Origin of the sequence: Saccharothrix obliqua (assembly GCF_019375475.1) — a bacterium.
In the GTDB taxonomy this organism is placed as follows: Bacteria; Actinomycetota; Actinomycetes; order Mycobacteriales; family Pseudonocardiaceae; genus Actinosynnema; species Actinosynnema obliqua.
Genome location: NZ_JAHXGQ010000003.1, coordinates 844,846 through 869,847 on the forward strand (window position 1 = coordinate 844,846; position 25,002 = coordinate 869,847).

At 74.1% G+C, this 25,002-nt stretch carries 18 protein-coding genes; 8 read left to right on the forward strand and 10 right to left on the reverse strand.

Translation table 11 applies throughout. The annotated features are described in order from the left end of the window. Positions 1 to 4: 4 nt before the first annotated feature. Genes KZQ38_RS13360 through KZQ38_RS13380 form a run of 5 tightly spaced genes read right to left on the reverse strand, consistent with a single transcriptional unit; the run spans position 5 to position 5,042 of the window. The gene (locus KZQ38_RS13360; protein ID WP_219441703.1) at positions 5 to 694 is read right to left on the reverse strand and encodes a class I SAM-dependent methyltransferase; all 690 of its coding nucleotides are present in this window, start codon (positions 692 to 694) and stop codon (positions 5 to 7) included. Continuing rightward, entirely contained in the window at positions 678 to 2,267 is a 1,590-nt protein-coding gene (locus KZQ38_RS13365; protein WP_219441705.1) for an amino acid adenylation domain-containing protein, read from the reverse strand. Before KZQ38_RS13365 ends, KZQ38_RS13360 begins: the two co-directional genes overlap by 17 nt. After that, positions 2,264 to 2,536, reverse strand: a complete 273-nt coding sequence (locus KZQ38_RS13370; protein ID WP_219441707.1) for an acyl carrier protein — start codon at positions 2,534 to 2,536, stop codon at positions 2,264 to 2,266. The genes KZQ38_RS13365 and KZQ38_RS13370 overlap by 4 nt, the downstream gene beginning before the upstream one ends. Further along, a complete protein-coding gene (locus KZQ38_RS13375; protein ID WP_219441709.1) occupies positions 2,533 to 3,690 on the reverse strand; it encodes an acyl-CoA dehydrogenase family protein in 1,158 nt (385 codons plus the stop codon). The genes KZQ38_RS13370 and KZQ38_RS13375 overlap by 4 nt, the downstream gene beginning before the upstream one ends. Before the next feature lie 14 nt (positions 3,691 to 3,704). Next, entirely contained in the window at positions 3,705 to 5,042 is a 1,338-nt protein-coding gene (locus tag KZQ38_RS13380) for an NAD(P)/FAD-dependent oxidoreductase (RefSeq protein ID WP_219441712.1), read from the reverse strand. 867 nt (positions 5,043 to 5,909) lie between these two features. Here KZQ38_RS13380 and KZQ38_RS13385 point away from each other — a divergent pair. The 4 genes from KZQ38_RS13385 (at position 5,910) to KZQ38_RS13400 (ending at position 11,315) form a co-directional block, all read left to right on the forward strand. Beyond that, positions 5,910 to 7,094 (forward strand): cation:proton antiporter, encoded by a 1,185-nt coding sequence (locus KZQ38_RS13385; protein WP_219441713.1) that lies wholly within the window; start codon positions 5,910 to 5,912, stop codon positions 7,092 to 7,094. A 269-nt stretch (positions 7,095 to 7,363) separates the two neighbouring features. Next, on the forward strand, positions 7,364 to 8,080 hold the full coding sequence (locus KZQ38_RS13390) for a hypothetical protein (protein WP_219441715.1): 717 nt from the start codon (positions 7,364 to 7,366) through the stop codon (positions 8,078 to 8,080). Next, positions 8,077 to 9,012: an ATP-binding protein gene (locus KZQ38_RS13395; RefSeq protein ID WP_219441717.1), complete on the forward strand. Its 936-nt coding sequence runs from the start codon at positions 8,077 to 8,079 to the stop codon at positions 9,010 to 9,012. The genes KZQ38_RS13390 and KZQ38_RS13395 overlap by 4 nt, the downstream gene beginning before the upstream one ends. Further along, positions 9,009 to 11,315 (forward strand): hypothetical protein, encoded by a 2,307-nt coding sequence (locus tag KZQ38_RS13400; protein ID WP_219441719.1) that lies wholly within the window; start codon positions 9,009 to 9,011, stop codon positions 11,313 to 11,315. The genes KZQ38_RS13395 and KZQ38_RS13400 overlap by 4 nt, the downstream gene beginning before the upstream one ends. Positions 11,316 to 11,318: 3 nt before the next feature. Here the strand turns inward: KZQ38_RS13400 and KZQ38_RS13405 are convergent, their stop codons facing one another. From KZQ38_RS13405 to fxsA, 3 genes are all read right to left on the reverse strand, one after another. After that, on the reverse strand, positions 11,319 to 12,308 hold the full coding sequence (locus tag KZQ38_RS13405; RefSeq protein WP_219441721.1) for a hypothetical protein: 990 nt from the start codon (positions 12,306 to 12,308) through the stop codon (positions 11,319 to 11,321). Continuing rightward, entirely contained in the window at positions 12,286 to 15,978 is a 3,693-nt protein-coding gene (gene fxsT / locus KZQ38_RS13410) for an FxSxx-COOH system tetratricopeptide repeat protein (protein WP_219441723.1), read from the reverse strand. Before fxsT ends, KZQ38_RS13405 begins: the two co-directional genes overlap by 23 nt. A 100-nt stretch (positions 15,979 to 16,078) precedes the next feature. Continuing rightward, entirely contained in the window at positions 16,079 to 16,243 is a 165-nt protein-coding gene (gene fxsA / locus KZQ38_RS13415) for an FxSxx-COOH cyclophane-containing RiPP peptide (protein ID WP_219441725.1), read from the reverse strand. 215 nt (positions 16,244 to 16,458) lie between these two features. Here fxsA and KZQ38_RS13420 point away from each other — a divergent pair, with 215 nt between their 5' ends. Continuing rightward, on the forward strand, positions 16,459 to 17,598 hold the full coding sequence (locus KZQ38_RS13420; protein ID WP_219441727.1) for an aKG-HExxH-type peptide beta-hydroxylase: 1,140 nt from the start codon (positions 16,459 to 16,461) through the stop codon (positions 17,596 to 17,598). Positions 17,599 to 17,631: 33 nt separating this feature from the next. Here the strand turns inward: KZQ38_RS13420 and KZQ38_RS13425 are convergent, their stop codons facing one another. Both KZQ38_RS13425 and KZQ38_RS13430 read right to left on the reverse strand, forming a co-directional pair. Further along, positions 17,632 to 18,171, reverse strand: a complete 540-nt coding sequence (locus KZQ38_RS13425) for an RDD family protein (protein WP_219441729.1) — start codon at positions 18,169 to 18,171, stop codon at positions 17,632 to 17,634. 45 nt (positions 18,172 to 18,216) lie between these two features. Then, positions 18,217 to 19,653 carry an aminotransferase-like domain-containing protein gene (locus tag KZQ38_RS13430; protein WP_219441730.1) on the reverse strand — a complete coding sequence of 479 codons (1,437 nt, stop codon included), beginning with the start codon at positions 19,651 to 19,653 and terminating at the stop codon, positions 18,217 to 18,219. A gap of 37 nt (positions 19,654 to 19,690) precedes the next feature. Here KZQ38_RS13430 and KZQ38_RS13435 point away from each other — a divergent pair, with 37 nt between their 5' ends. The 3 genes from KZQ38_RS13435 (at position 19,691) to KZQ38_RS13445 (ending at position 24,915) form a co-directional block, all read left to right on the forward strand. Next, positions 19,691 to 20,572 carry a DMT family transporter gene (locus KZQ38_RS13435; RefSeq protein WP_308258375.1) on the forward strand — a complete coding sequence of 294 codons (882 nt, stop codon included), beginning with the start codon at positions 19,691 to 19,693 and terminating at the stop codon, positions 20,570 to 20,572. A gap of 94 nt (positions 20,573 to 20,666) precedes the next feature. Beyond that, positions 20,667 to 23,642, forward strand: a complete 2,976-nt coding sequence (locus KZQ38_RS13440; protein ID WP_219441734.1) for an AfsR/SARP family transcriptional regulator — start codon at positions 20,667 to 20,669, stop codon at positions 23,640 to 23,642. A gap of 76 nt (positions 23,643 to 23,718) precedes the next feature. After that, positions 23,719 to 24,915 carry a glycoside hydrolase family 3 N-terminal domain-containing protein gene (locus KZQ38_RS13445; protein WP_219441736.1) on the forward strand — a complete coding sequence of 399 codons (1,197 nt, stop codon included), beginning with the start codon at positions 23,719 to 23,721 and terminating at the stop codon, positions 24,913 to 24,915. The last annotated feature ends 87 nt before the right edge of the window (positions 24,916 to 25,002 follow it).

Genomic DNA, 25,002 nt, shown 5'->3' on the forward strand with positions numbered 1-25,002 from the left:
CCCTTCAGTCGCGGGCGAGGCGGGCGGTGAGGTGGAACGCCGGTATCGACGCGCGCCCGCCGCCGGGCAGGGTGTGGGTGGTGGGCAGGACGTCGTGGCCGCCGGCCACGGCCACGTAGCGGGGGCCGAGCAACGCCATCACGTCCTCCGCCGTGAGCACGCCCGGCCGGATGCCGGCGGACAGCACCCGGGACAACGCGGGCGGCGGCCCGCCGGCGGTCAGCGCCGCGAAGTACGCCTCGGCGGTGGGCGCGAGTTCCACGAGGTGGAGGGTGCCGCGCTCGCCGAGCAGCCGCCGCACCGCCGCGGCGAACGCGGGCCGCAGGTCCGGCGCGACCTGGTGCAGGACACCGCGCAGGTGGACGTTGGCGTCGCCGCACCGGTCGTGCAGGCGGGCCACCGCGGCGGTGTCCAGGGCGTCGAGCACGACGTAGGTGACGTTCGGGTGCGGGTGCGTCCGCCGGGCCAGGTCGATCGCCGCCGCCGACGCGTCCGCGCCGATGACCCGCTCGAAGTGCGCGGCGAGCTGGACGGCCTGCGTGCCGTTGCCGCACCCGACGTCCACCACCGGCAGGCTGCCGTCCAGCACCTCGGTCAACCGCGCCAGGTCCGCGGGCACGTCCCACAGCGGCGGCCTGCCGTCCCGCGCGGTGGCCCGCCAGAACACCTCCCAGACGTCAGCGCCGGTGCGCACCGGGCGCCTCCTCGTCCGGTGTGCCCAGTGCGACCGCGGCGCGGTCGCGCAGGGCGGCCCGGTCGGTCTTGCCGGTCGGCGTCCGGGGCAGCTCGGGCAGCACGTCGAACCGCTCGGGCACGGCGGCGCGCGGCAGCCGTTCGGCGCAGTGCCGCGTCAGCTCGGCCGCGTCGACGCCCGGCGCGGCCACCGCGGCGACCAGGTGCAGGTCACCGTCGGCGTCCGGGACGGCGAGCACCGCGCAGTCCGCGACCGCCGGGTGGTCGTGCAGCACCACCTCGACCTCGCCGGGTTCGACGCGGTTGCCGCGGATCTTGACCTGGTCGTCGCGGCGGCCGAGGAACGTGTAGCGGCCGTCGCCCTCGTGGCGGACCAGGTCGCCCGTGCGGTAGCACGTGCCACCGCCGTCGGGCGCGGGCACCAGTGCGGCTCCGGTCCGGTCCGGGTCGTTCCAGTAGCCGCGCATCACCGTGGGACCGCGGACGTGCAGCTCGCCGGTCTCACCGGGCGCGGCGAGGTGGCCGTCATCGGTGACCGCGAAGACGCTCACGCCGGTGATGGCCCGCCCGATCGGGATCGACGTGGTGGTGGGCGGCAGCGGGTGCGGCACCTCGTGCCAGGTGCACACGTTGGTCTCGGTGGGCCCGTAGAAGTTGAGGAACCGGGCGTGCGGCAGCAGCGCCATCAGCTGCCGCAGGCGGGGCACCGGGAACACCTCGCCCGCGAACGCCACCAGGCGCAGCCGGGACAGGTCGCGCCGGGCGAGGTCGCCGCGTTCGCGCAGCATCACCAGCGCCGAGGGCACCGAGTACCAGACCGTGACGCCGGCGCGTTCCACGAGGCTCGCCACGCTCATCGGGAACACGCCGACCCGGGGCGGAATCAGGACCAGCGCCGCCGCCGCGGAAGCGGTGGCGAAGACGTCGAAGACGGACAGGTCGAAGTGCAGCGGCGCCTGGCCGCCGACCCGGTCGTCCGGCGCCAGTTCGCACGTCCGGGCCGCCCACCGCACGAAGGCCAGCGCGTTGCCGTGGCTGAGCGCCACGCCCTTCGGCACGCCGGTCGACCCGGACGTGTAGAGCACGTAGGCGAGGTCGTCGGGACCGATCCGGGGCGCGGGCGCGACCGGCTCGCAGCGGTCGAGGTCGGCGCGGCCCAGCCACCGCACCGGCCCGGTGCCCCGTCCCGCCCCGTCGCACACCACCACGGTGTCGAGCGGCGGGACGACCGGCACCGTGCTCGCGGTGAACTCGGTGACCACGACGCACCGCGCGCCGCTGTCGCGCAGCAGCACCGCGGTCCGCGCCGGCGGCGCGAGCGGGTCCAGCGGCACGTACGCGGCCCCGGCGGCGAGCACACCGTGGATCGCCACGACCGCCTCGGTCGACTTCGGCAGGTACAGCGCGACGCGATCACCGGGGCGCACGCCCGCCTCGACCAGCAACCGGGCCATCCGGCTCGCCTCCGCGTGCAGGAGTGCGTACGGGACAACGCGTTCGCCGTCGACCACCGCCGTGCGCCCGGGGTGCTCACGCGCCGCGGCGGCGACCAGGTCCGGCAGCACGCCCGTCATGGTCGCCGCCCCGGGTCCTCGACCGCCGTCACCCGGCGCTCGACGTACCAGCTGATGGCGGAGATGGACTCGAAGTTGTCGGCGGTCAGGTCGATCTCGTCGACCGTGATGCCGAACTCCTCCTGGAGCCACGCCGACAGCTCCAGCGTGCCGAGCGAGTCGAGCAGGCCGCGGTCGATCAGCGAGTCGTCGTCGCCCAGCGCGGCCAGTGCCGCGGCCCGGCCGGGTGTCGTCGCCAGGAACGCGCGGATGCGTTGCGCCACGGTCATGTGCCCACTCCCAGTCCGAGAAGACGTGCGGCGATGTTCTTCTGGATCTCCGTCGTGCCGGAGTAGACGCGACCGCCCAGGGCGTCGCGCAGCTCCCGCTCCAAGCCCAGCGCGGTGGTGTACCCGCTGCCACCGTGCAGGTGCACCGCGTCCGACGCCGACTGCACCAGGCACTCGCTCAGGTGCAGCTTGAGCAGCGCCGCGTCGGAGTCGGTGTCGCGCTTCTCGTCCAGCAGCCAGGCGAAGCGGTAGAGCAGCGTCCGGGCCGTGTCCAGGCGCAGCCGCATGTCCACGATGCGGTGGGCGACCGCCTGGAAGTCGCCGATCGCGCGACCGTGCTGCCGCCGACCCCGCGCGTAGGCCACGCACTGGTCGAGGTGGCGGCGCATCGTGCCGACGGCCGGCGCGAGGATGAAACCGCGTTCCCGCCGCATGGTGGCGTTGAAGATGGCCATACCCGCGCCCGGTGGGCCCAGCACCGCGTCGGTCGGGACGTGGCAGCCGTCCAGGTGCAGGTCGGCCATCGGGGACGTGCGCAGGCCCATCTTGTCGGTGGGCGGGCCGACCGTGAGCCCGCGTGTGTCGCGCTCGACCAGGAACGCGCACAACCCGGCGTGCCTGCGCACCCGGTTCGTCGTGGCCAGCACGAGGAACAACCCGGCCACGGGCGCGTTGGTGACGAACGTCTTCCCGCCGTCCAGCCGGAAACCGCCCTCCACGGGTGTCGCGGTGGTGGTCAGCTGCGCCGGGTCGGAACCGGCGTCGGGTTCGGTCGCGGCGTGCGCGATGACCAGCGATCCGTCACACGCCGCGGGCAGGTAGCGACGGCGTTGCGCGTCCGTGCCGAAGCGGGCGATCGGCACCGCGCCCGCCCACAGGTGCGCGCCCAGCGAGAAGATCAACCCGTTGTCGCGGCACCCGTGGCCCAGCGCCTCCAGCGCCGCCGCGGTGGTCACCGCGTCCGCGCCCCCGCCGCCGTGCTCCACCGGCAGCGGCAGGCCGGTCAGCCCGAGCCGCGCGCACTTGCGCCACGCCTCGGCCGAGAACGCGCTGTCGCGGTCGCGCTCGGCGATGGCGTCGTTGAGTTCCCGCGCGGCGAACTCCGCCACGGTCGCGGCGTACGCCGACTGCTCGGCGGTGAGCCCGAAATCCATGTCCGCACCGGGTTTCAGAACGCGGGGTCCATGGCGGGCGCGCGCAGACCGCCCAGGTACCGGTGCCACACGTGACGCGGGTTGTCCTCCACCGCGCGCAGCACGGCACGCATCTTGGCAAGCGCCGGTGGCTCGTCGTCGTCGTAAAAGCAGCCCTGGAGCATCTGGAGGACGTCGCCGCGGTAACGCGGGTCGTGGACGAATGCCGTGTAGAGGACGTTGAGCCGGTAGTAGATCGAGATGAACTCGTACCAGTTGCGCATGGCCCGGCGCATCATCGTCTCGAACCGCGTGAACCGCGGCTTGCGGAAATCACCGGCCGCCGCAGCGGCGATGATGTCGTGACTGGCCAGGCGGGCGCTGTTGAGCGCCACGCTCACCCCGCTGGAGAAGATCGGGTCGACGAACCGCCCGGCGTCGCCGACCATCAGCCACCCGTCGCCGCAGATCTCGCTCATCGCGTAGCTGTAGTCGCCCTCGTGCCGGAACGGGCGCACCCGGCGCGCCGCGCCCAGGGCCGCGCGCATCTCCGGCCGGCTGTCGACGCAGCTCCAGAAGAAGGACTCGCGGTCCTCCTTCGCCGCGGCGAACCGCTGCTTCTGCGTGACCACGCCGACGCTGGTGATCGTCTCGGTGATCGGGATCTGCCAGACCCACGTGTCGGTGATCGGCAGGAAGTGCACGAAGATGTAGTCGGCCTTGTCCTCGCTGACCGCCACGGCCGTCCGGTCCAGGCCCTCGAACCAGGTGTGGATGGCGTACTGGTTGAAAACCGGGTCGGGTTTCTTCAAGCGCAGCCGGTTGCCCAGGAACGTGCCGCGCCCGCTCGCGTCCACCACCATGCGCACCGTGACGTCCCGGTCCCGGCCGTCGAGCGCGACGCCGAGCCTGGGGTGCGGGCCGGACAGGTCGGCGGTGCGCACCCGCGCGCCCTGGTGGACCTCCGCTCCGGCGGACTCCGCGTGCCGTAACAGCAGCAGGTCGAACTCGGCGCGGTCGACGTGGTAGGTGTAGTCCTGCGCCACGCCCGGCTGGTCCCGCTCGGCGAACCGCGTGCTCGCCTCCCGGAACCCGTGCGGCAGTTCGTAGTCCAGCGTCGGCACGGTGCGGGGCAGCGCCGACGTCCAGACCGCGCCGTACTTGCGGACGAAACCGGCGGAGTCCACTGTGGGCAGCACGCCGATCTCGTCCAGGACCGGTGTGGTGGCGGGCACCAGCGACTCGCCGACGTGTGGTCGCGGGAAGCGCTCGGACTCGAAGACCACGCACGAAAGCCCTGCTCGGGCGAGGTAGGACGCGGTCGTCGAGCCGGCCGGTCCACCCCCGACGATGCCGATGTCGAAATCGGGCATGTCATCCTCCTCGGTCGCCGCGGTTGACGCGCACCAGGTCCGTCCGAAGTGGACTCCGGCGGTGCGGGCGGTCGACCGGTGCGGAGTGGGCGACCCGGGACCAGTGTGCGACAAGCGGCGGATCGACCGCAGTACGGCAGACGAGTGACCTTCGTGGTGCCGGAAACCCGCATTCTGCGAGGTAGGAGTGAATATTCCACTACATGACCAAGTCTCGGTTACGGCCGCGCACCGGGGCCCGGCACCCGGGTCGTCCGTCCGAAGCGGACGGCGTGGTGGACCGGCTCCCGGTCGCGGTGTCGGACTGCCGAAGCGCCGGGTCTTCGGCACCGCACTTCGGATATCCGATCGCCGTGCCGCGGTGACCGGCCCCGCCGGCTGTCCGGACAGCGCACCGCGGGCACGTGATCACCGGGTGGCCGGTCGTCGGCACGGCGGACGCGTGACCGTCGGCCGTCCGCTCGTCGGCGCTCCGGGCACGGCGCGCGCCCGCCCCGCTCGGTGGCGGCGTGACACCGCGGTGTGACACCCGACCGGTTCTCGTTCGTGCCCGCGACGTGGTCGACCGGCCGGGCGTTCCCGGCCCGCGGGTGGCCGGTCGCACGGGGTGCGCGCACCGGTGAACTCCACCGGCCTGGAATTCGACTGGCCGGACCCCCGATCTCCCGGGACGTGCGCCGGTCGCGCGAGCCCGGTGGCGCGCCCGCGCACCGTCGAACAATCGGTCGAACCGGCTCGGTACCGAAGTGCACGCAATCCGCGCAACTGCGGAAAAGGCCGCACAATGACTTGTGGGTGACGATGATCCGGTAATACAGTCTTATGGCCGGGGGGAATCGCCCAACACAGGCGAATTCAGGGGAGACCATGGACGGCGATGGCGGCAGGCCGACGGCGTGGGCCCGGTCGGCGGGCCTGCTCATCGCGGTGGGCGCGGGTTGGTTGCTCGCCCGGTCGCTCGGCGTGCACGACATCTCCTCCTCGCCCGGCTACTTCTTCGCGATCAACGCGCTGCTCGGGTTCGGCCTCTACGCCAGCACCCGCGGCATCGACCTCGCCGAGTTCCGGGAGCACTGGGGCACCGTGCTCGCGGCCGTCACGCTGGGCGTCGGGCTGAAGGTGGCGTTGATCTTCGGCTTCCTCTACCTGTTCTACAGCCGCCCCGAACACCTGCTGCTCGCGGTGGCGGTGGCGCAGATCGACCCGCTGTCGGTGGCCGCGCTGCGCGCGGGTTCCCGCCTGTCGGAAGCGGGCAAGACGCTGCTGGCGGCGTGGTCCTCGTTCGACGACCCGATCACGGTCCTGCTGAGCGTGTACCTCACCGCGCTGGTGATCGGCGGCGACGCGCCGCTGTCCGGCGCGGGCCTCGGCACGTTCTCGCTGAACATCGGGCTGAACCTGGTGCTGGCCGGTGCGGCGTTCGCGGCGTGGCGCGTGCTGCGCCGCCGCGCACCGTCCGCCGCGGGGTGGCGCCGCGTCGTCGGCCGGGTGGTCGCGGTGGTGGCGGTGCTGGGTGTCGGCGCGCTGGCCGTGCGGTACTCGCTGCTGCCCGCGCTCGCGTTGATCGGGCTGTTCTTCCGGCCGGGCCGTGACGCGGACGTGGACCGGACGGCGCGGGGCGCGATGTACGCGGGCACGTTCGCGGTGGGCGCGGTCCTGGTCGACGGGGTGGACCCGACCACCGGCGCGCTGCTCGGCGTGGGCGCGTTCCTCGCGCAGGTGGTGGCGGCGGCGCTGCTGACCGCCCGCCCGCGCTGGCGCGGTGACCGCACCAGGCTGGCGCTGGGGCAGCAGAACGGCCTCACCGCGATCATCCTGGCGCTGACGCTGCAACCGGTGCTGCCCGGCGCGGTCGCGGTGATCGCGCCGGCGGTCGTGGTCGTCAACCTGCTGCACGCGATCACCAACTCGCTGCACGACCGCTTCCGGCCGCCCGTCACGCGGCCGGACGTCCCCCGACCGCCGGTCGCGCCACCTGCCGCGCCACCGGCCCGCCGCGGCGGGCCGCCCGTGCCGAAAACGGTCGCGGTCGACCCGCTCGCCCGTCCCTGATCATGAATCGCCGCCGTTCTCCGCGAATCCGCACATCGGCGGTCCCGGTCGGGACGAATACCGGCGGGTGAGATTCATTCCAGGCCGGGTGGAAATCCTGCGTCGCCGGGTTCCCGACCCGGCCACGACGGGTGACCGGCGGACATTCCGGTGTGGGCCGTCCCGGTGGCAACGGCCGGGCGTTCGGGGTACGCCGAGTAACCAATTTTACCCTCTTTGCGATTCTAAGACCGGTAGAGTCACAAGTCCGACACCGCAAGGGGGATGGGATGCGGGGCTCGCGGGCAGCCATGGCCGCGTTGCTGTGGTGCGCCCTGGCCGTCCTGTCCCCGCCCGCGGCCCGAGCGGACACCGAGGACGACGCGAAGGTGGTCCACTGCCTGTCGCCCACGCGGCGCGACGCACTCCGCCAGGCCGCCGAAGCCCTGGAGACCAGGCCCGAAGCCGACCTGGCGCAGTGGCGCAAGCACCGCCCCGACGACTTCGAGCGTGCCTGCGACGCCCTGTACACGGCGCAGAAGTCCGCCGACCCCGGCTGGTTCGCCAACCTCCTGCCCTTCCTCACCGGCCTGTTCAGCGCCGCCGCCGCGTTCGCCTTCACCACCTGGCAGAACCGCGTTTCCCGCGGCCGGGTCGTCGCGGACGCGCTGAGCACCGCGGTCACCGAGTTCCGCGAGGCGGCCGACGCCTACCTCCGGAGCTGGACGGCGGGGCGCTCGGACGCGGACGTGGTGGCCAAGCGGCACAAGCTGGTCGACCAGCTCGCGAAGCTCCGCTCGCAGCACCCCGCGTGGCAGGCGCCCGGCGACGCCATCACCCGGCTGACCGACGGCCCGCTGGGCGATGCGCTGAGCACCGGGTGGGGCCGGGAGCAGGCGGCGAACCGGAAGCGCCGCGAGGAGTGCGCGGCGGCGCTCATCGCCGTGCGGGACGACGTGTTCGCGATCGCCGCCGCGCTCACCCGCCCGCTGCGGGGGCGCCGATGACGCTCGAACCCGTCAACCCCTTCGCGGTGCCCCACCTGCACGGCCCGGTGCAACCGCTGCGGCCGTTCGCGCACGACCACGACGGCCTCTACGTGCGGGTGGACGACGGCGAGCAGCAGTACCTGAGCTTCCAGCGGCAGATGGGCGACCTGCGCGCGTTGCTGGAGATCGGCCGCACGGTGCTCGCCATCGGTGAATCGGGTTGCGGCAAGACGGCCCTGCTGCACCGCTGCGCCGCGTGGGTGATCGCCGAGCTGGGCGGGCGCGGCGTGACCGCGAAGGTGGTCGACGCGACCCGCCGGTTCCTGGTGGCCAGGGAGATGCCGTCGGCCGAGCGGCTCGTCGCCGTGTGCGACCACCTCTACGACCTGATGCGCCAGGACGGTCTGATCCGGCCGGACGCGGACGCGGAGTTCAAGGAGAACCGCCGGGAACCGTACCGGGTGTACCAGAACCTCGGCGGCTTCATGCCCGACGACCACGTGCTGATCCTCCTGCTGCCCTCGCCGAAGGAGTTGTGGGAGGAAGTCGTGCAGTACGCGGGTTTCGCCCAGGGCAGGGTGCTCTTCCTGATGGAGTCGGACATGCTGGCCGATGAGGACGTCGCCCGCATCCGCCGCGACGTGGCGCACTTCACCGAGCCGGTCGTCCTGCAGGTGGGCCCGCTGGTGGCGGGCGACGTCGAGCGGTTCGTCACCGATCGGTTGGGACGTCGGGGGAACACCGCCCGCTTCCCGCGGCTGAGCGACGAGGCGATCGCCGCGGCGGGCCGGAAGTTCAAGACCGTTGCGCAGTTGCAGTTGGCGTTGCACAGCACCTACCAGTCCCGGATGGATCGGGCGACGGGATACGAGAACGACGCGTGGGTGACCGCCGAGGAGATCCTCGAGGACTCCGAGCGTCGCTCCGTCAAGGGATCGGGGACCTCATGAGCGGCGGACGCGGCGACGGGACACCTTTGCGCAACCCGTTCTCCACCATGGCGGTCTCGCGCATCGTGGGCTTCGGCGAAGACCTCGGCACCACGGACGTCACGGTGGAGACCGACGCGATCCGCCGCGCCGTCACCTACCTCACCGAGTACCTGGACGCGCCGCCCGCCGAGCGCGGTGGACCGGAGTCGGCGACGGTGATGCTGATCCTGGGCGAGCACGGCAGCGGCAAGTCGCACCTGGCGCGGCACCTCGTCCGGCTCGCCGGCGCGCGCCTGTCGGACGAGACCAGCTCGCTGCACATCGAGGCCACCGCGGACGACGTGCTGCACACCTACCAGCGGCTCCTGCTCCAGGTGGGTCTCGACCGGGTGCGCGCGCGGGTCAACGAGTTCTACGCGGACATCGTCGCCGAGCAGCTCCAGGACACCGGGCTGGCGAGCAACGCCGTGGAGCTGCTGCGCCGCCGCGAGATCGAGCCGCGCAGCGTCGTCCGGCAGCTGCAACTGATGGAGAGCCAACTGCTGCGGCGGGTGCACCGCAAGCTCCACGACGTCACCGCCGACGCGCGGTACGGCCAGGCGCTGTCGTTGTTGCTGCGCCCCGGTTTCGAGACCGCCGTCTGGAACTGGCTGACCGGTCTGGAGCCGGAGGGCATCCTCGTCGAGCGCGGTATCGCCACGCCCATCGCCACCGACACCGACGTGCTGGAGGCGATGGGCGTGCTGGCGCTGCTGTTCGGCGGCGAGCGGCGGCGGTTCCTGCTCGTGGTGGACGAGTTCGACAAGATCTTCTCGGCGGCCAGGGACGCCGACCGGCGGGTGGTGCCCGCGTTCCAGGAGATGCTGGAGGTCTTCACCAGGGCCGGCGCGTGCCTGGTCCTGTGTGGTCACCCGGATTTCGTGGACATGCTCGACAGCAGCACGGTGGAGCGCGTCACGCACACCGTGCGCATGGCCGGGTTGAGCGCCGCGCAGGTCGAGCAGTTCGTCCGGCTCGCGCAGGAGGCGGAGTTCGGCAGCCCGCGGCTGGAGCCGTTCTCGGTGGAGACCGCGGCGTACGTCGCGGCGCTGACCGGCGGCAACCCCCGCAAGGTCATCCGGATGTGCCACGCGCTCTACCGCATGGCGCACGAGAGCCCCGAGGGGCGCGTCACCGACGAGATGGTGCGGGAGACCGCGAGGGACCAGCTGGGGTCGCTGAGCACCGACGAGGTCGTCCAGGCCGCGCGCCGGGTGTTGCTGCACAACGGCTGGACCTACCAGCCGGACCACTACCTGGCGCTGGGCCGGGACTCCCGAGTGGACTTCTGGCTGACGTTCGAGGACCGCACGGGCGGCTGCGCCGTCGTCTTCACCGACTCGGTCCTGACCGAGCAGGACTTCACCGCCGTGCACCGCCGGACGGCGGCGGTGCGCAAGGCGGTCCCGGTCGCGGAGGTCGTCGTCGTGGTCAACGGCGTCGTCGCCGTCGAACCGGCCGCCCGGTTGCGCCAGGTGCTCGGCCGCGAACCGCTCGTCTACTCGGGCCGGGGTTTCGCCGAGGACTTCCGCGCCGCCGTCCGGGCCGCCGCGCGGCTGCTGCCCGGCGACCCCCGGCGCGACCCGATGGGTGGTGTGGGGCAGCGGATCGACCAGATCAACCGGCAGCAGTCGAGCCTCTACGACTTCGTCGAGCAGCTGGCCGACCACCTCGACGTGATGCGGACGTCGTCGGACCGGCGGCTCGACGCGATCCAGCAGCACCTGGCCGCGCTCGACACCGGGCCGGGACGCGTCGGCGCGCCGAGCGCCGATCCCGCCCTGCCACCGGAGGTCGCGCGGTTGTTCAGCGACGGGCTGGCGGCGTTGGAGGAGATCACCCAGACCGAGCTGATGGTGCGGGAGGCGTTCGACTCCGCCGCGCCCGACGTGCTGGAGGCGGCGCAACGCAGGCAGGGCTCCGCCGGTTACCTGGAGGCGGTCGGGATCGCGGCCCTGCTGCGGCAGGCGCTGCTGAGCTTCCGGGACACCGTGCTGCGGTGGTACCGGACCGAGCACGTGCCCCGGTTCGCGGAGGAGCTGCCGCCGAGCACGGCGGACAGCCTGGACGAGATCTGCCGGACCTACGACGCGGTGGTGGAGTACCTGCCGCTGCACCGGCTGGAACCGCTCGTCCAGCTCCCGCCGTGGAGTTCGCGTGGCGGCGTCGTCTCGGAGCTGACCCGGTCGACGCGCCGCGCGCGGCTGTGGCAGCGCTTGGACAACCTCAGCCTGCACGTGCGCGACACCCTGGTCCGGGCCGCGTTGTCCGGGCAGGGCTGACGGTCAGCCGCGCACGACGGTGCTCGCCAACCGCGCCAACGCCGTGTCGGCGTCGCGGACGCGGCTCTGGTCGATGGTGACGCCGACCAGGTAGGTGCCCACGTCCAGCCGGTAGTAGTAGATCGCGCCCTGCTCCACGTCGAGCACGAGCCGCCGCAGCAACCCGCCGGGCTCCGCGCCCGCGATCACGCGGTTGAGCCGCCGGGCGAGCCGGTCCAGCTCCCGGCCGAACACGCGGTAGAACGTCCGTCGCGTGTCGACCGCGATCTGCGTGAAGAACGGACCCAGCGACGGGTGTCCCAGGTGGTCCGCCTCCAGCACCAGGTCGCCTTCGGTGTAGTAGGCCAGGTACTGGAGGGCGTGCGGGCGGACGGTGGCCCGGAACGCGTGCGTCAGCTCGTCCGGCACGGCGTCGAACTCCTCGACGCGTGGTTGCTCGTCGTCGAGGATGGCCGCGGCGGGCGCCGTGCCCACCGACTCCCAGCCGCCGTGGTTGAGCGACGGCAGGCTGATCCGGTTGCGCAGCCTCGTGACGAGCGCCGACAGCGCCCGGTCCGCCGAGTTCACCGGCGCGACGTCGGTCAGCGGCGTGCCGGACGAGCCGGGCACGCCGCGGGTCACCGCGACGACGCACTCCCGGGGCACGACCGTGTCGCACAGCACGGCGCCGTGCTCGGTCTGGAGCACCGCCCGGATGAGCGGCCCGGTGCGCGGCTCCTGGAGCACGCGGTCGAGGTCCCCGGTGAGGTAGGCGAGCCGCCTGCCCAACTGCCGCAAGGCGTCCCGGCCGGCGAACCCCGTGCCGAGCAGGTCCGAGGAGAACGCGAACACTCCTTGGCTGAAGTAGGCGACGTAGGGCAGCGCGGGTTCGGCCGCGACCGCCTCGCCGCACGCCTGCCTGGCCTCGCCGAACCCGTTGCCGAGGAAGTCCGCCTGCTCCTCGTGCGGTGTCACCGGCGCGGTGGCCGCGTCAGGTTTGGGGGATGTCGACATCAATGCTCCTCCAGCCCTCGTCGCGGACGGCGCCGGGTTTGCGCACCACCCGCAGGTCGTCCCGCGCGATCACCGTGCCCGGGTGCCCGTCGCCCAGGTACTCGCGGCAGTCCCGGTGCGCCCGCGCCAGCAGCGCCTCGGCGCCGGGCAGGTCGCCGCGGGCGGCGGTGGCGCGGGCGTGGGCCACCGCCGCCGCCAGCGTCCACGGGTGCGCCTCGCCCAGCTTCGCGTCCAGCGCGTCCAGTGCCCGGTGCACCTCGCCGGCGCCCTGCTCGACCCGGCCCGCCGCGCACCGGCTGAGCCCCAGGCAGAGGAGGGCCAGGGCGGTGAACGGGTGGTCGTCGGCCAGGCGCAGGTGTTCGCGGAGCCCGGCGAGCACCAGTTCGGACAGCTCCACCGCGGTGTCCGCCTCGCCCAGCGCACGGTGGTCCATGGCCAGGCTGAGTTGGCACGCCAGGGTTTCCGGGTGGTGCGGGCCCTGGACCTCCCGGAAACCACGCAGCGTGCCGCGGTCGCGCTCCTTGGCGGACCTGAGGTTGCCGCTGAGGCGTTCGGCGATGGCCAGGTGCCACTGGGCGGCCAGTTCGACGGGGCGGATGCCGGGGCCGAAGGCACGCAGCCGGTCGCGCGCGGTGCGCAGCGACGCCATGGCCTCCGCGTACCGGCCCAGTTCCCGTTGGTACACGCCGATCCGCAGTCGCGACCACCACGTGTTCGGGTCGCGCGAGCCGAACAACCGCAGCCTGCGCTCGAAGTTGTCGGCCTCCACCTGGAGCGCGCCGGCGGGGTCGCCGGACAGGAACAGCGATTCCGCCAGGTTGTTCGCCGCGCTGCGGGTGTGCGGGTGGTCGTCGCCGAAGGTGTCGCGGAAACCCAGCCAGGTGACGCGGTCCTCGTCCAGGGCTTCGGCGAAGCGCCCCAGCCCGCGCAGGTCGCCGCCGAGCCCGCGCGCGGTGATCAACGCCTGCGGGCTGGTGAGTTCGGCCGTCCGCCGCTGCTGGAGCAGCGCGCTCTCGTCCAGCCGCATGGCGACGTCGGCCCTGCCCAGGCGGCGTTCCACGTTCGCGAGCTGCACGGCGAGGCGGGAGCGCAACGCGTCGTCCGCGCCGAAAACCGCCGTCCACGAGGTCACCAGCTCGTGCCCCGGTTCGGTGGAGGCGAAGTCGACGCCCGCGCCGCCGTCGGTGTAGAGGAACCGGAGCTGGTTCACCAACCAGCGGCGGACCACCTCGTCCCGGCTTTTCAGCGCACCGGAGGGGAACACGTGCTTCTGGAGTTCCCGGAACCGCCACGACCGGCTGCGCTTGCCGTCCGGCGACTCCTCGGCTTCCTCCGCCTCGGTGGGCGCGAACGCGGCGAGGGCGCGGAGCGCCTGGGCCTGCCGCTCGGCCCGGAGGTCGGGCCCCATGGCGTCGAGCAACGCCCGCTGCACGACGCGGTGCAGGCGCAGGCTGTTGCGCTCGCCCCAGTCCACGCGGAACAAACCGTGCCGTGCGCCGAGCCACAGCACGCGGTCGACCTCCCAGCTGTCCAGCCGAAGCGGTCCCGCGTCCACCCCGCCGACCTCGACCAGCGTCGAGACCACCGCGGTCGAGCGGACCAGCCGCAGGCCGACGCCCTGGGTGGACAGGAACGAGCACAGCTGCGCCAGCAGCACCGCGATGCGCCCGGCGGGATCGGCCGCCAGGGATTCCACCAGGACGGCGACCACCCGGGCGACCACGCCGCGGTCCGGCCGCGCCGCCTCGTCGAGCCGTTCCAGGAAGGCACGCACCGACCAGGCGACGGCGTCGGCCACGGGCGAGCCCGTGCGGCGCTCGCGGGTGACGGCCTCGGCGAGCCAGGAGACGCTGAGTTCCAGGGCGAGCGGCAGGTGCTCCACCGCGCGCGCCACGCGCTCGGCGTCCTCGTCGCCCAGGCCGGGCACCCGCGCGACGAGGAGGCGGTTGCTGTCGCGCACCGGGAACTGGTCCAGTTCGAGGTCCGGTTCGGCGGTCGCGGAGGTGATCAGCACGTGACCGGGCCCGTGTGCCGGGACCAGGCCGTCGAGCACGTCGGTGTCGTCGGCGTTGTCGTAGACCAGCAACCACCGGCGGAACCGCTGCCCCGCGGCCAGTTCCGCCGGCGGCGACGGCGTCCCGTGCTCGGTCGCCGCGTGGTCGCCCAGGTCCGAAGCACGCATCCGGTCGCCGAGCTGGGAAAGCGCGATCAGCACGGCCTGCCGGTCGTGTGCCGGGACCCACCACACCAGGTCGTAGTCCCCGGCGAACCGGTAGGCGTACTCCAGCGCCAGTTCGCTCTTGCCGACGCCGGGCACGCCGCCGATCGTGACGGCACCGCCCTGCTCCACCACCCGGTCGCGCAGCGCTTCCAGCGCCTCCTCCCGACCCACGAACCGCTGGTGACGTGCCGGCAGCAACTGCACGGCCGGTTCGGTCCCGGGCAGGCCGGGCCTGCCGTCCACCGCGTCGGGCGGTTCGATCAGCCCGAAGTGCTTGAGCAGCCGGGCCCGCGCACCGGGTTCGTCGGCACCGGCGACGTCGACCACGGGTGCGACCGCGGCGGGTCCGAAGTCGCCGCTCTCCACCCGCAGCCGCACCGCGTCGGCGGAACGACCCGCCACCAGCCGGTTGAGCCGCGGTCCCACCGGGGACGCGTCCAGCCGGGACGAGGAGATGATCAGCAGTTCCGCGTCGGGCGGCCACGACGCGTCGTCACGCAGCGGGGACGTCCGCGCGCCCGCGTGCTCCAGCGCTTCACGCGCCCAGTCCGCCCACGCCCGGTCGCGCGGGGCGTACGCCACGACGACGTGGTCCGGTTCGGTCGCCACCTCGATGCCGAAGACGCGTCGGTAGCGCGAGCGGATCCTCCGCTGCACGGGCGCCATGCGGGTGACGGAACCCCGGCTGACCGTCGCCGCGAGCTGTTCGTACGCCGCGCGCAGGCCCGTCGGGTCGTCCGGCTCCTCCACCACCACGGCCAGCAGGGGTTCGTACGTCTCGTAAGGGCGGTAGGGGATGCGGATCGAGGTGGCGTCGTCGTCACCGGCGTCCACGAGTTCGGCGAAGGCCACGCGGATCGAGGCGAGGCCGCGTTGCGCGCGCGGGCCGTCCTGGTCGTTGACCTTGGTGGCCAGCGGCACGATGGTGAGCGGGACGGACGCGTGCCGGCGCAGGTCGTCGGCCAGTTCGGCGGCGTCCCGGATCGCGCGTTGCCGCGGCACGAAGCAGATCACGGCGAAGTCGGCCACCTCGGCGATCGCGGCCGGTGCCGCGCCACCCCCGACCGGCGCCTCCAGCAGCACGAAGTCGTACTCGGCCGCGACGAGCCGGACCCGCGACTCGACGGCCTTCGCCGACGTGGCGCCGCCGCCCACCGCCGGTGGTTCGGTGAGGACGTCGGCGTACCCGGCGGAGCCGGGTGGTTCGTGCCGCCGCGCGGTGGCGGGTGGTTCGGCCGCACCGTCCGGGCGGGGCAGGGCGACCTCCCGCGTGGCGAAGGGTTCCAGGTACTCGGCGACCCGCGGCGCGCCCGAACCCAGGTCGAGGACCAGGACCCGCCGGTCCGCGCTCGCCAGCACCCACGCCAGGTTGGCGACCGCGCTGGTGCGCCCGGCGCCGTCCGACGCCGACAGGAAGGCGGCGGTGACCGCTCGCCCTGAGCTGTTCATCACTTCTCCAGATCGCCGCGGGGCGGTGCGCAATTAGCGGTGTCCGCTCAATTGCGGGAAGGGCGGGGACAAATCACTCGAATGGCGGCGCGTGGGCGCACTACAACGAACTCTGGAACGCGGCGTATTGATCCGACGCCTGGCGCTCGGCCAGTATCCGGCGCAGTGAGGCACGCAGCGCGGGCGCGGCTACCTCGTCCAAGTCCTGCGGAGACAGGTCGGCCAGGTCGAGGAGTTCGGACTCCAGCACGCCGTCATCGGCCATCTCTCCACTCCTCCGCGTGCGGCTGCGCTCGGCGGTCCCGGTGGAAACCGGCGACCGCACCGCGCGGTCCGGTGGTCGCGCCGAGTCGCCCGGGGTGCTCCGTGCGAGGCTAGCGGAAGAATGAGCGGGTATCCCGGCAAAATTCCGGGTTTTCCGTGAGATCATTTGTCGGGTCGGTCGCGCCGACTCGCCCGCGAACCGTCGTGGAGGCCGCCATGACCCCCAGATCACGCATGTCCCGGGCGACCTTCTCCGCGTTGGCGGACGGCGGCGGTGGCGTCGCGGGGATGCGGTGCCTGGTGCGGGCGCGGCGCAGCCGGACGCTCCAACTGGTCCGGTACATCGCGGACCGGCGACCCGAAGCGCGTGAGGCGTTCGACGCGGTGAAGAGCCTGCCCGCCGCGGCGGTGCACCGGGTGGTCGACCACCCGGCGGTGGGGGAGTGGGCCACGCGCACCGCGCTCGGGCGGGCGTCACCGGCCGGTCTGGCGTTCGTGGCGGCGGCTGCCGCCGTGCACGCGGGCACGTCGTTGTCGTTGGAGCTGCCGCCCGCGGACCGGCCGCGCCTGCCGACGCTCGGCGTGGTCAAGGGCAGGCCGTCCGGCAAGGTCTCGGTGGACGGGCTGGCGTGGGAGCCGACACCTCGCGTCGTCATGCGTGACGGCACGGTGTTCCTGGTGGAGAAGTGGGCGGTCGGCGGGCAGCCGGCGGAACTCCGCGTGGCCGCCGGCGTGGACGTCGCCCGGTGGCAGGAGGTGGTGTCCGGCGCGTGGGAGCTGCTGTCCCGGGACCACGCGGACGTGGCGGCCGAGTTCGCCACCGCGGTCACCGTGCTGACACCGCTGGCCGAACCGCGCTCGGGCATGAGCAGCGCGACCCACGCCGACGCGTTCGGCTGCGTGTTCATGTCGTTGTCGGCGGACCCGGCGGTGGTCGCGATGACGTTGGCGCACGAGTTGCAGCACACCAAGTTGGTGGCGTTGATGGACCTGTTCCCCTTGGTGGTACCGGATTCCGGCGAGCGGTTCTACGCGCCCTGGCGCGACGACCCGCGTCCGGCCATCGGCCTGCTGCACGGCGCGTACGCGCACCTGGGCGTGGCGGGCTTCTGCCGCCGCGCGGGCCGGGAGGTGGAGTTCGCCCGGTGGCGTGCGGCGTCCCTGCGCGCGGCGCGCACGCTGCTCGGCGGCGCGGTGCTGACCGCGTTGGGCCGGGAGTTCGTGACGGGCATGGCGGCCACGCTGTCCCGGTGGTGTGCCGAACCGGTGTCCCCGGCGGCGCAGACCCGGGCCGACCGCCTGGCGGCGGCACACCGCGCCCGGTGGTCGGCGGCGGGTCACGGCGCGCCGGGGTGATCGCGCCGGTGGTCGGATGGTGCTCGGGCCCGCTCAGGTGCGGCGGATGAGGCCGGTGGCACGCAGTCGCGCGTCGGCCCGGTCGTCGATGCTGACCCGGATCTCCCCGCCGTCCGCCCCGGCGCCGCTGAGCGCGCCGATCAGCAGGACCAGGCAGCCCAGGGTGCGGACGAGCATCGCCCAGCCGCCCTTGGCCAGGCCGATCCGGCTGCCGTCCTTCGCCCGCACCAGGCGCGTGCCCGCCAGCAGCGCCCCCAGCCCCCGGCCGTTCGCGTAGCACCAGCCGTACAGCAGCGGCACCGCGATCAGGCTCGCCAGGAAGACCACGCTCGCACCGGCGGCGTCGTAGGACGTGTTGTAGTACGCCACCGCCGCGCCGACCGAGAGGCCGAACACCAGGAAGAGGTCGACCAGCCACGCGAGGAAGACGGCACCACGACCCGCCTCCACGTAGTAGGCGCCGTTCTGGAACGTCTTGATGCGCTTGGCGACATCCGGTCCCATGGTGGCGGCGACCTGTTCGCGCAGCGGCATCCGGGATGTGACGCGTTCGTCCCGCCGGCTGGTGCTCATGTCCTCGACCTCTCCTCGCGCCCGGAACCACCCGGGGTCCGGAGATCATGCCTCGCCGAGGTGGGCGGCGTGCCGCCCCTGCCCGGCCAGCGCCCGCCCGATCAGCTCCGCGCCCGCGGCGAAGCGGTCGGGGTCCGGGCCGGCGTAGTTCAGACGGACGAACGGAGCGGGCGGTTCCGCCGGGAACCACTCGTGACCGGGTGCGATCGCCACGCCCGCCGCCGCGCAGTCGCGGACCAGCCGGTCCACGTCCACCCCGGCCGGCAGCCGGACCCACAGGTTCAGGCCGCCCGGTGGCACGTGCGCGAGGTCCGCCCGCGGCACGTGCTCGGCCAGGCTCGCGACGAGCAGGTCCCGCCGGGCACGCAGCCGGTGCCGGACGGCACGCAGGTGGGTCCGCCAGCCGGGTTGGGTGACCACGTCCAACGCGGCGGCCTGGAGGACACCGCTGACGTACGCCGACTCCGCGCCCCGGTCGGCCAGCACCCGGTCCCGCGCGGGGCCGCGGGCGACCACGGCGGCCACCCGCACCGCGGGCGACACGCTCTTGGTCAGCGAGCGCAGGTAGACGACGTGGCCCGCGTCGTCGTGCGCCGCGACCGGTCGGGCGGTGGTGTCGATGCCCAGGTCGTGTGCCCAGTCGTCCTCGATCAGGAACGCGCCGTGTGACCGGACCACGTCCAGCACCCGTTCGGCGAGCCGCGGGGACCACTGCGCGCCGGTGGGGTTGGCGTAGTTGGGCTGGGCGTAGAACGCGCGGGCGCCGGTGTCCCGGAACGCACGCGCCAGGTCGTCCGGATCGGGACCGGCGGGTCCGCTGGGCACGGGCGCCAACCGCACCCCGGCCTGCGCCGCCGCCAGGATCGCGCCCCAGTAGGTCGGCGACTCGACCAGCAGCGGCTGCCCGGCCCCGACCAGGGCGCGGAAGATCGAGCTGAGGCCGCTCTGGCTGCCCGGCAGGACGACCACGTCCCGCGGCGCGGGCGGGGTGACACCGGTCGGCGTGGCGTCGGCCAGCTCGGTGGCGAACCACGCCCGCAGCTCCGGCAGCCCGGCCGCGGCGGACTTGGCCAGCGCCGCTTCGCCACGCGCGGCCCGGGTGAGCGCGGCACGCACCAGCCGCTCCGGGAGCAGTTCGCGGTCGGGGTAGCCGGTGTGCAGGGCGATGGTGTCCGGCGAGTGGTCGCGCAGCGGCGTCGCCAGGGCCGGGATGCGGGCGGGCGGCGAGCCCAGCGCGGCGGTCTGCCAGCCGTAGTCGGGTGGGCGCGTCGTCCGGGCGGCGCGGACGAACGTGCCCACGCCGGGGCGGGTCTCGACCAGGCCGAGCGCGGTGAGCGCGTGCACCGCCTTCTGCACGGTGACCGGGCTCGCGCCGTACTCGGCCATCAGCGCCCGGTTCGACGGGACGCGCGTGCCGGGTGGCGCTTGGGCGATCCACGTGCGCAGACCGGCCAAGATCCGCGCGCTGCTATCGTTGGCCATGTTGGGGAACGATAGCGTTACTCAAAAATCACCGCTGGTGCTACCGGCGTCGGGCCTGCGGTGGGGTTTGCTCGGGGTGGTGGCGTTCTCGTTCACCGTGCCCTTCACGCGGGTGGCGGTCGGCGGGCTGTCCCCGTTGTTCATCGGCGCCGGGCGGGCGGTGGTCGCGGCCGTGCTCGCCGGTCTCGCGCTCGCGCTGACCGGGCAGGCGCGGCCGGTCGGGCGGCAGTGGGCGCGGCTGGCCGTGGTCGCCGGCGGGGTGGTGGTCGGTTTCCCGGTGCTGACGTCCTACGCGCTGACCACCGCGTCGGCCGGGCACGGCGCCGTGGTGGTGGCGTTGCTGCCGGCGGCGACCGCCGTGCTGGCCGCGATCCGCGGCGGCGAGCGGCCACCGCGCTCGTTCTGGCTCACGGCCGCCGTCGGCGCGGTCGTGGCACTGGTGTTCGCGTCCCTCCAGGGCGGCGGTCTCGCGGGCTGGTCGGACCTGCTGCTGTTCGGCGCGGTGGCCGCCGCCGCGGTCGGGTACGCGGAGGGCGGGCTGCTCGCCCGGGAACTCGGCTCCTGGCAGACGGTGTCGTGGGCGCTCGTGGTGGCCTCGCCGGTGATGGTCGTCCTGACGGCCGTCGCCGCGGTCCGGGAGCCGCCGTCCGCCACCGGGGTGCAGTGGGCCGCGTTCGCCTACCTGGCCGTGATCAGCATGTTCCTCGGCTTCTTCGCCTGGTACCGGGGGTTGGCCGTCGGGCCGATGGCGCGGGTGAGCCAGGTCCAGCTCGTGCAGCCCGTGCTGACGATCGCGTGGGCCGCGCTCCTGCTGCGCGAGGACCCGGGGTGGCCGACCGTGCTCGGCGGCGCGGCGGTGGTCGCGTGCGCCGGTCTCGCCGTCCGCATCCGGCTCGACCGGACCGCCCCGCCGCGGTAGGGCCATCCGGGTGAACCCCGGGTGAGGTTCGCCGGTCTGCCGGGTTTCCGCGCTATCCCTGTCCGGAACGAGGCTGTCAGGGGGGCGCCGGGGTATGCGAGTCGAGTTCGGCCTGCTGGGTGAGGTCACCGCGCGCGTGGACGGCCGCGCCGTCGACCTCGGGCCCGCGCGGCAGCGGTGCGTGCTGGCGGCGCTGGCGGTCGACGTGGGCCGCGCGGTGCCCGCCGAGCGGCTGGTGGCCCGCGTCTGGGGGCCGGACACGCCCCGCCGCGGCACCGCCGCGCTGCACAGCTACATCTCCCGGTTGCGGCGCGTGCTGGCCGGCGCGGCGGGCGTCGTGCGGCGGTCCGGCGGCTACGCCCTGGTCGCCCACCAGTCGGGGCCGGTGGTGGACCTCGAGCGGTTCCGGGCGTTGCGTGCCCGTGGTGACGAGGTGGCCGCGTTGACCGAGGCGTTGGCGTTGTGGCGGGGCGAGCCGCTGACCGGGCTGTCCGGCGAGTGGGCGGCGGCCGAGCGCGAGCGGCTGCGGCGGGAACGGCTCGCCGCCCAGCACGACCTGGTCGACGCGCGGCTGCGGGCGGGCGAGGGCGAGGGGCTGGTGGTGGAGCTGTCCGCCCGCGCCGCCGAGCACCCGCTGGACGAGCGCGTCGCCGGGCAGTACCTGCTCGCCCTGCACCGGGCGGGCCGGTCGGCGGACGCGCTGGAGCAGTACCGCCGGGTGCGCGACCGGCTGGCGGACGAGCTGGGCGCCGATCCCGGCAGGCCGCTGCGCGAGCTGCATCGGCGTATCCTGGCCGACGACCCGGCCCTCACCCCGCCGCCCGGCGACGGGCAGCCCGCGCCCGCCGCGCTCGCCGGGCGGCCCGCCGCGCCCGGCGATCGGCAGTCCGAAGCACCCGGCGAAGGACCCGGCGACCCGCGGCCCGAGCCCGAGGCGCTCGCTGACCAGCGCTCCGCGTCGGGGGAGGCTCCTGGCGCGCTTCCCGCGTCCGCGCGGGAGTCCGGCGACGCGCTGCCCGCGTCGCAGGCACCCGGCGACCGGCGGCCCGTGCCCAGGCAGCTGCCCGCCGAACCACCGCACTTCACCGGTCGCGTGGCCGAACTCGCCGTGCTGCACGACCACCTGGCCGCCGCCGGACCGGGCCGGGCGGTGGTGATCTCGGCGATCGCCGGCTCGGGCGGGATCGGCAAGACCTGGCTCGCGTTGCACTTCGCGCACCGCCACGCCGACCGGTTCCCGGACGGCCAGCTCTTCGTGGACCTGCGCGGGTTCAGCCCCGAGGGCAGGCCGATGGAACCGGCGGTCGCGGTGCGGGGTTTCCTCGACGCGCTCGGCGTGGACCCGGGTCGGCTGCCCGTCGACCCGCACGCCCAGGCCGCGTTGTTCCGCAGCCTGGTCGCCGACCGGCGGATGCTGGTCGTGCTCGACAACGCCGCCGACACCGCGCAGGTCGCACCGCTGCTGCCCGGCGGCCGGTCGTGCGCCGTGCTGGTGACCAGCCGCACCCGCCTGCCCGGCCTGGTCACCGGCCACGGCGCACACCACGTGCCGCTCGACGTGCTCTCCGCGCGGGAGGCCCACGCGTTGCTGACCGCACGCCTCGGCGTCACGCGGGTCGCGGCCGAACCGGCGGCGGTCGGCGAACTCGTCGCGCTGTGCGGTGGTTTCCCGCTGGCGCTGAGCATCGTCGCGGGCCAGGCCCACACCCGACCCGACCGGTCGCTGGCGGACCTCGCCACCGAGCTGCGCGACCTCGGCCTGGCCGCGCTGGCGGACGACGACCCCGCCGCCAGCCTGCCCGCCGTGCTGTCCTGGTCCCGGCGCACCCTCGCGCCGTCCCGGCTGACGGCCTTCGCGTTGCTCGGCACCGCGCCCGGACCCGACACCGGCCTGCCCGCCGCCGCGAGCCTGCTCGGCCTGCCCGTCCCGCAGGCCAGGGCCGTGCTCCGGGACCTGGAGCGGACGTCGTTGGTCGTCCAGGACGCCGCGGGCCGGTACCGGATGCACGACCTGATCCGCTGCTACGCCTTCGACACGGCGGAAGAGCACGCGCCCGAACCGGACCGCGCGGCGGCGTTGCGCAGAGTGGTCGACTACTACGCGTACACCGCCCACGCCGCCGAACGCCGCCTGAACCCCACCCGCCAACCCATCGACCTCGTGCCGCCCGCGGCCGGCATCCAGCAGCACCCGGTGCCCGACGACCCGACCGCCCTCGCGTGGTTCGACGCCGAGCGCGCCAACCTCCGCGCCGCCCAGCGCACCGCCGCCACCCACAACTGGCACGACCCGGTCTGGTACCTGGCGTGGACCACCACCACGTTCCACGACCGCCGCGGCCACCGCGACGAGCAGATCGCCATGTGGGAGGCCGCATTGCGCGCGTCCGCACACCTGCCCGGCCTCGTGGGCCTGCGCGTGCACGAACTGCTCGGGCGCACCTACGCCGGCGCGGGCAGGCACGACGACGCGATCGAACACCTGCACAAGGCCCTCACGCTGGCCGAGCGGCACGACGACCCCAGTCAGCAGGCCCATGCGCACTACACGCTCGCCTGGACGTGGGAACTGCACGGCGACGACCGCAAAGCCCTCGACCACGCCACCCGTGCGCTGGACCAGTACCGCGACCTCGACCACGCGGTGTGGGCGGCGGACGCGCTCAGCCGTGTCGGCTGGTACACCGCCCGCCTGGGCGAGCACGGCACCGCGCGCACCCAGTGCGAGACCGCCCTGGCCCAGCACCGCCGGCACCGCAACACCGTCGGCGAGGCGGACACCCTGGACAGCCTCGGCTACATCGCCCACCACACCGGCCACCACGAGGAGTCCGTGCGGCGCTACCAGGAGGCCATCGCCCTGTACCGGCGTCTCAGCAACCACTACGACCTCGCCACCACGCTCGAATACCTGGGCCACCCGTACGCCGCCCTCGGCCGGCACGAGGAGGCGCGGGACGCGTGGCGGGAGGCGTTGGAGCTGTACCGGGATCAGGCGCGCACGCCGGACGCGGAACGCGTCCAAGCCCGCCTCGCACCGCGACCCACGTCGACCGGTCGAAACCTTTGACGGCAACCGAAGCAGCGTGTTGTTGGCCACTGCGCGGGCACGAGCCCGCAGCCCGCGCTTGACGTAGGTTGGTGGGATGCGTGACGAGCAGCCGGTCAAGCGTCGCGACCCCCGGGCCGGGACGCGGGTGCTGCTCACCTTCGCCGCCGTGGGCGCGTTGCTGGCAGCGCTGCTGATGGGTCCCGACCGCACCGTGCCGGGGCGCCCCGCGGCGGCTCCCGGAGCCTCCCCGCCGTCGTCCCCGTCGTCCCAGCCGTCGACCGACACCACGACGACCCCGCCGCCCGACCCGTGCGCGGTGAAGGCGGCGGCCCTGCCGTTGCGTGAACGGCTGGCGCAAACGCTCATGGTCGGCGTGAACCCCAGTGGCCCGGAGGAAGCGCTCGGGTTGGTCCGCGACGAGCGCGTGGGCGGCATCTTCATCGGCGGCGACCACACCGGGCTGCTCGCCGGCGGGCTGGACGCGGTGCACGGCGCGGCGCCCGTGCCGCCGGTGGTCGCCGTGGACGACGAAGGCGGGCGCGTGCAGCGGGTGGACCAGCTGGACGGCTCCATCCCCAGTGCCCGGCGGATGGCCGAGACCATGTCACCGGCGGAGGTGCGCGTGCTGGCGGCGCGACGCGGAGCCGCGTTGCGCGCCCGGGGCGTGACCATGGACCTCGCCCCGGTGCTCGACACCAGTGCCCAGCCCGACGACGCGGTGATCGGCGACCGGTCGTTCAGCGCCGACCCGGCGGTGGCCCGCGAGTACGCGCAGGCGTTCGCCGAGGGGTTGCGCGAGTCGGGTGTCACGCCCGTGCTCAAGCACTTCCCGGGGCACGGCAACACCAGCGGCGACTCGCACCGGGGCGCGGTGACCTCCCCGCCGCTGGACGAGCTGCGGGGGACCGACCTGGCGCCCTACCGCGACATCGGCCGCTACGGTCCGGCCGCGGTGATGGTGGGGCACATCGACGTGCCGGGTCTGACCGGCGGCCGACCGGCGACGTTGAGCTCCGAGGCGTACGCCCTGCTGCGTGGCGAGTTCGGCTTCGCCGGCCCGGTGATGACCGACGACCTGGGCGCGATGCGTGCCGTGACCGACCTGGTGGACCTGCCCGAAGCGGTGCGGCTGGCCCTGGCCTCGGGCGCGGACCTCGCGTTGTGGTCCAGCGGCGGGCGCACCGGCGAGGTGCTGGACCACCTGGAGGCCGCGGTCGCGTCCGGCTCCCTGCCCGCGACCCGCGTCGACGAGGCCGCCCGGCGGGTCCTGGCCATGAAGGGCGCGTGCTGACGCGCGGTCCACTGTAGACGGTTGTGTGCTCCCGGCGTCTCGGTTGGCGCTTTGTCCCTACGTTCCGCCCTACTGGGCGGCGCGCTG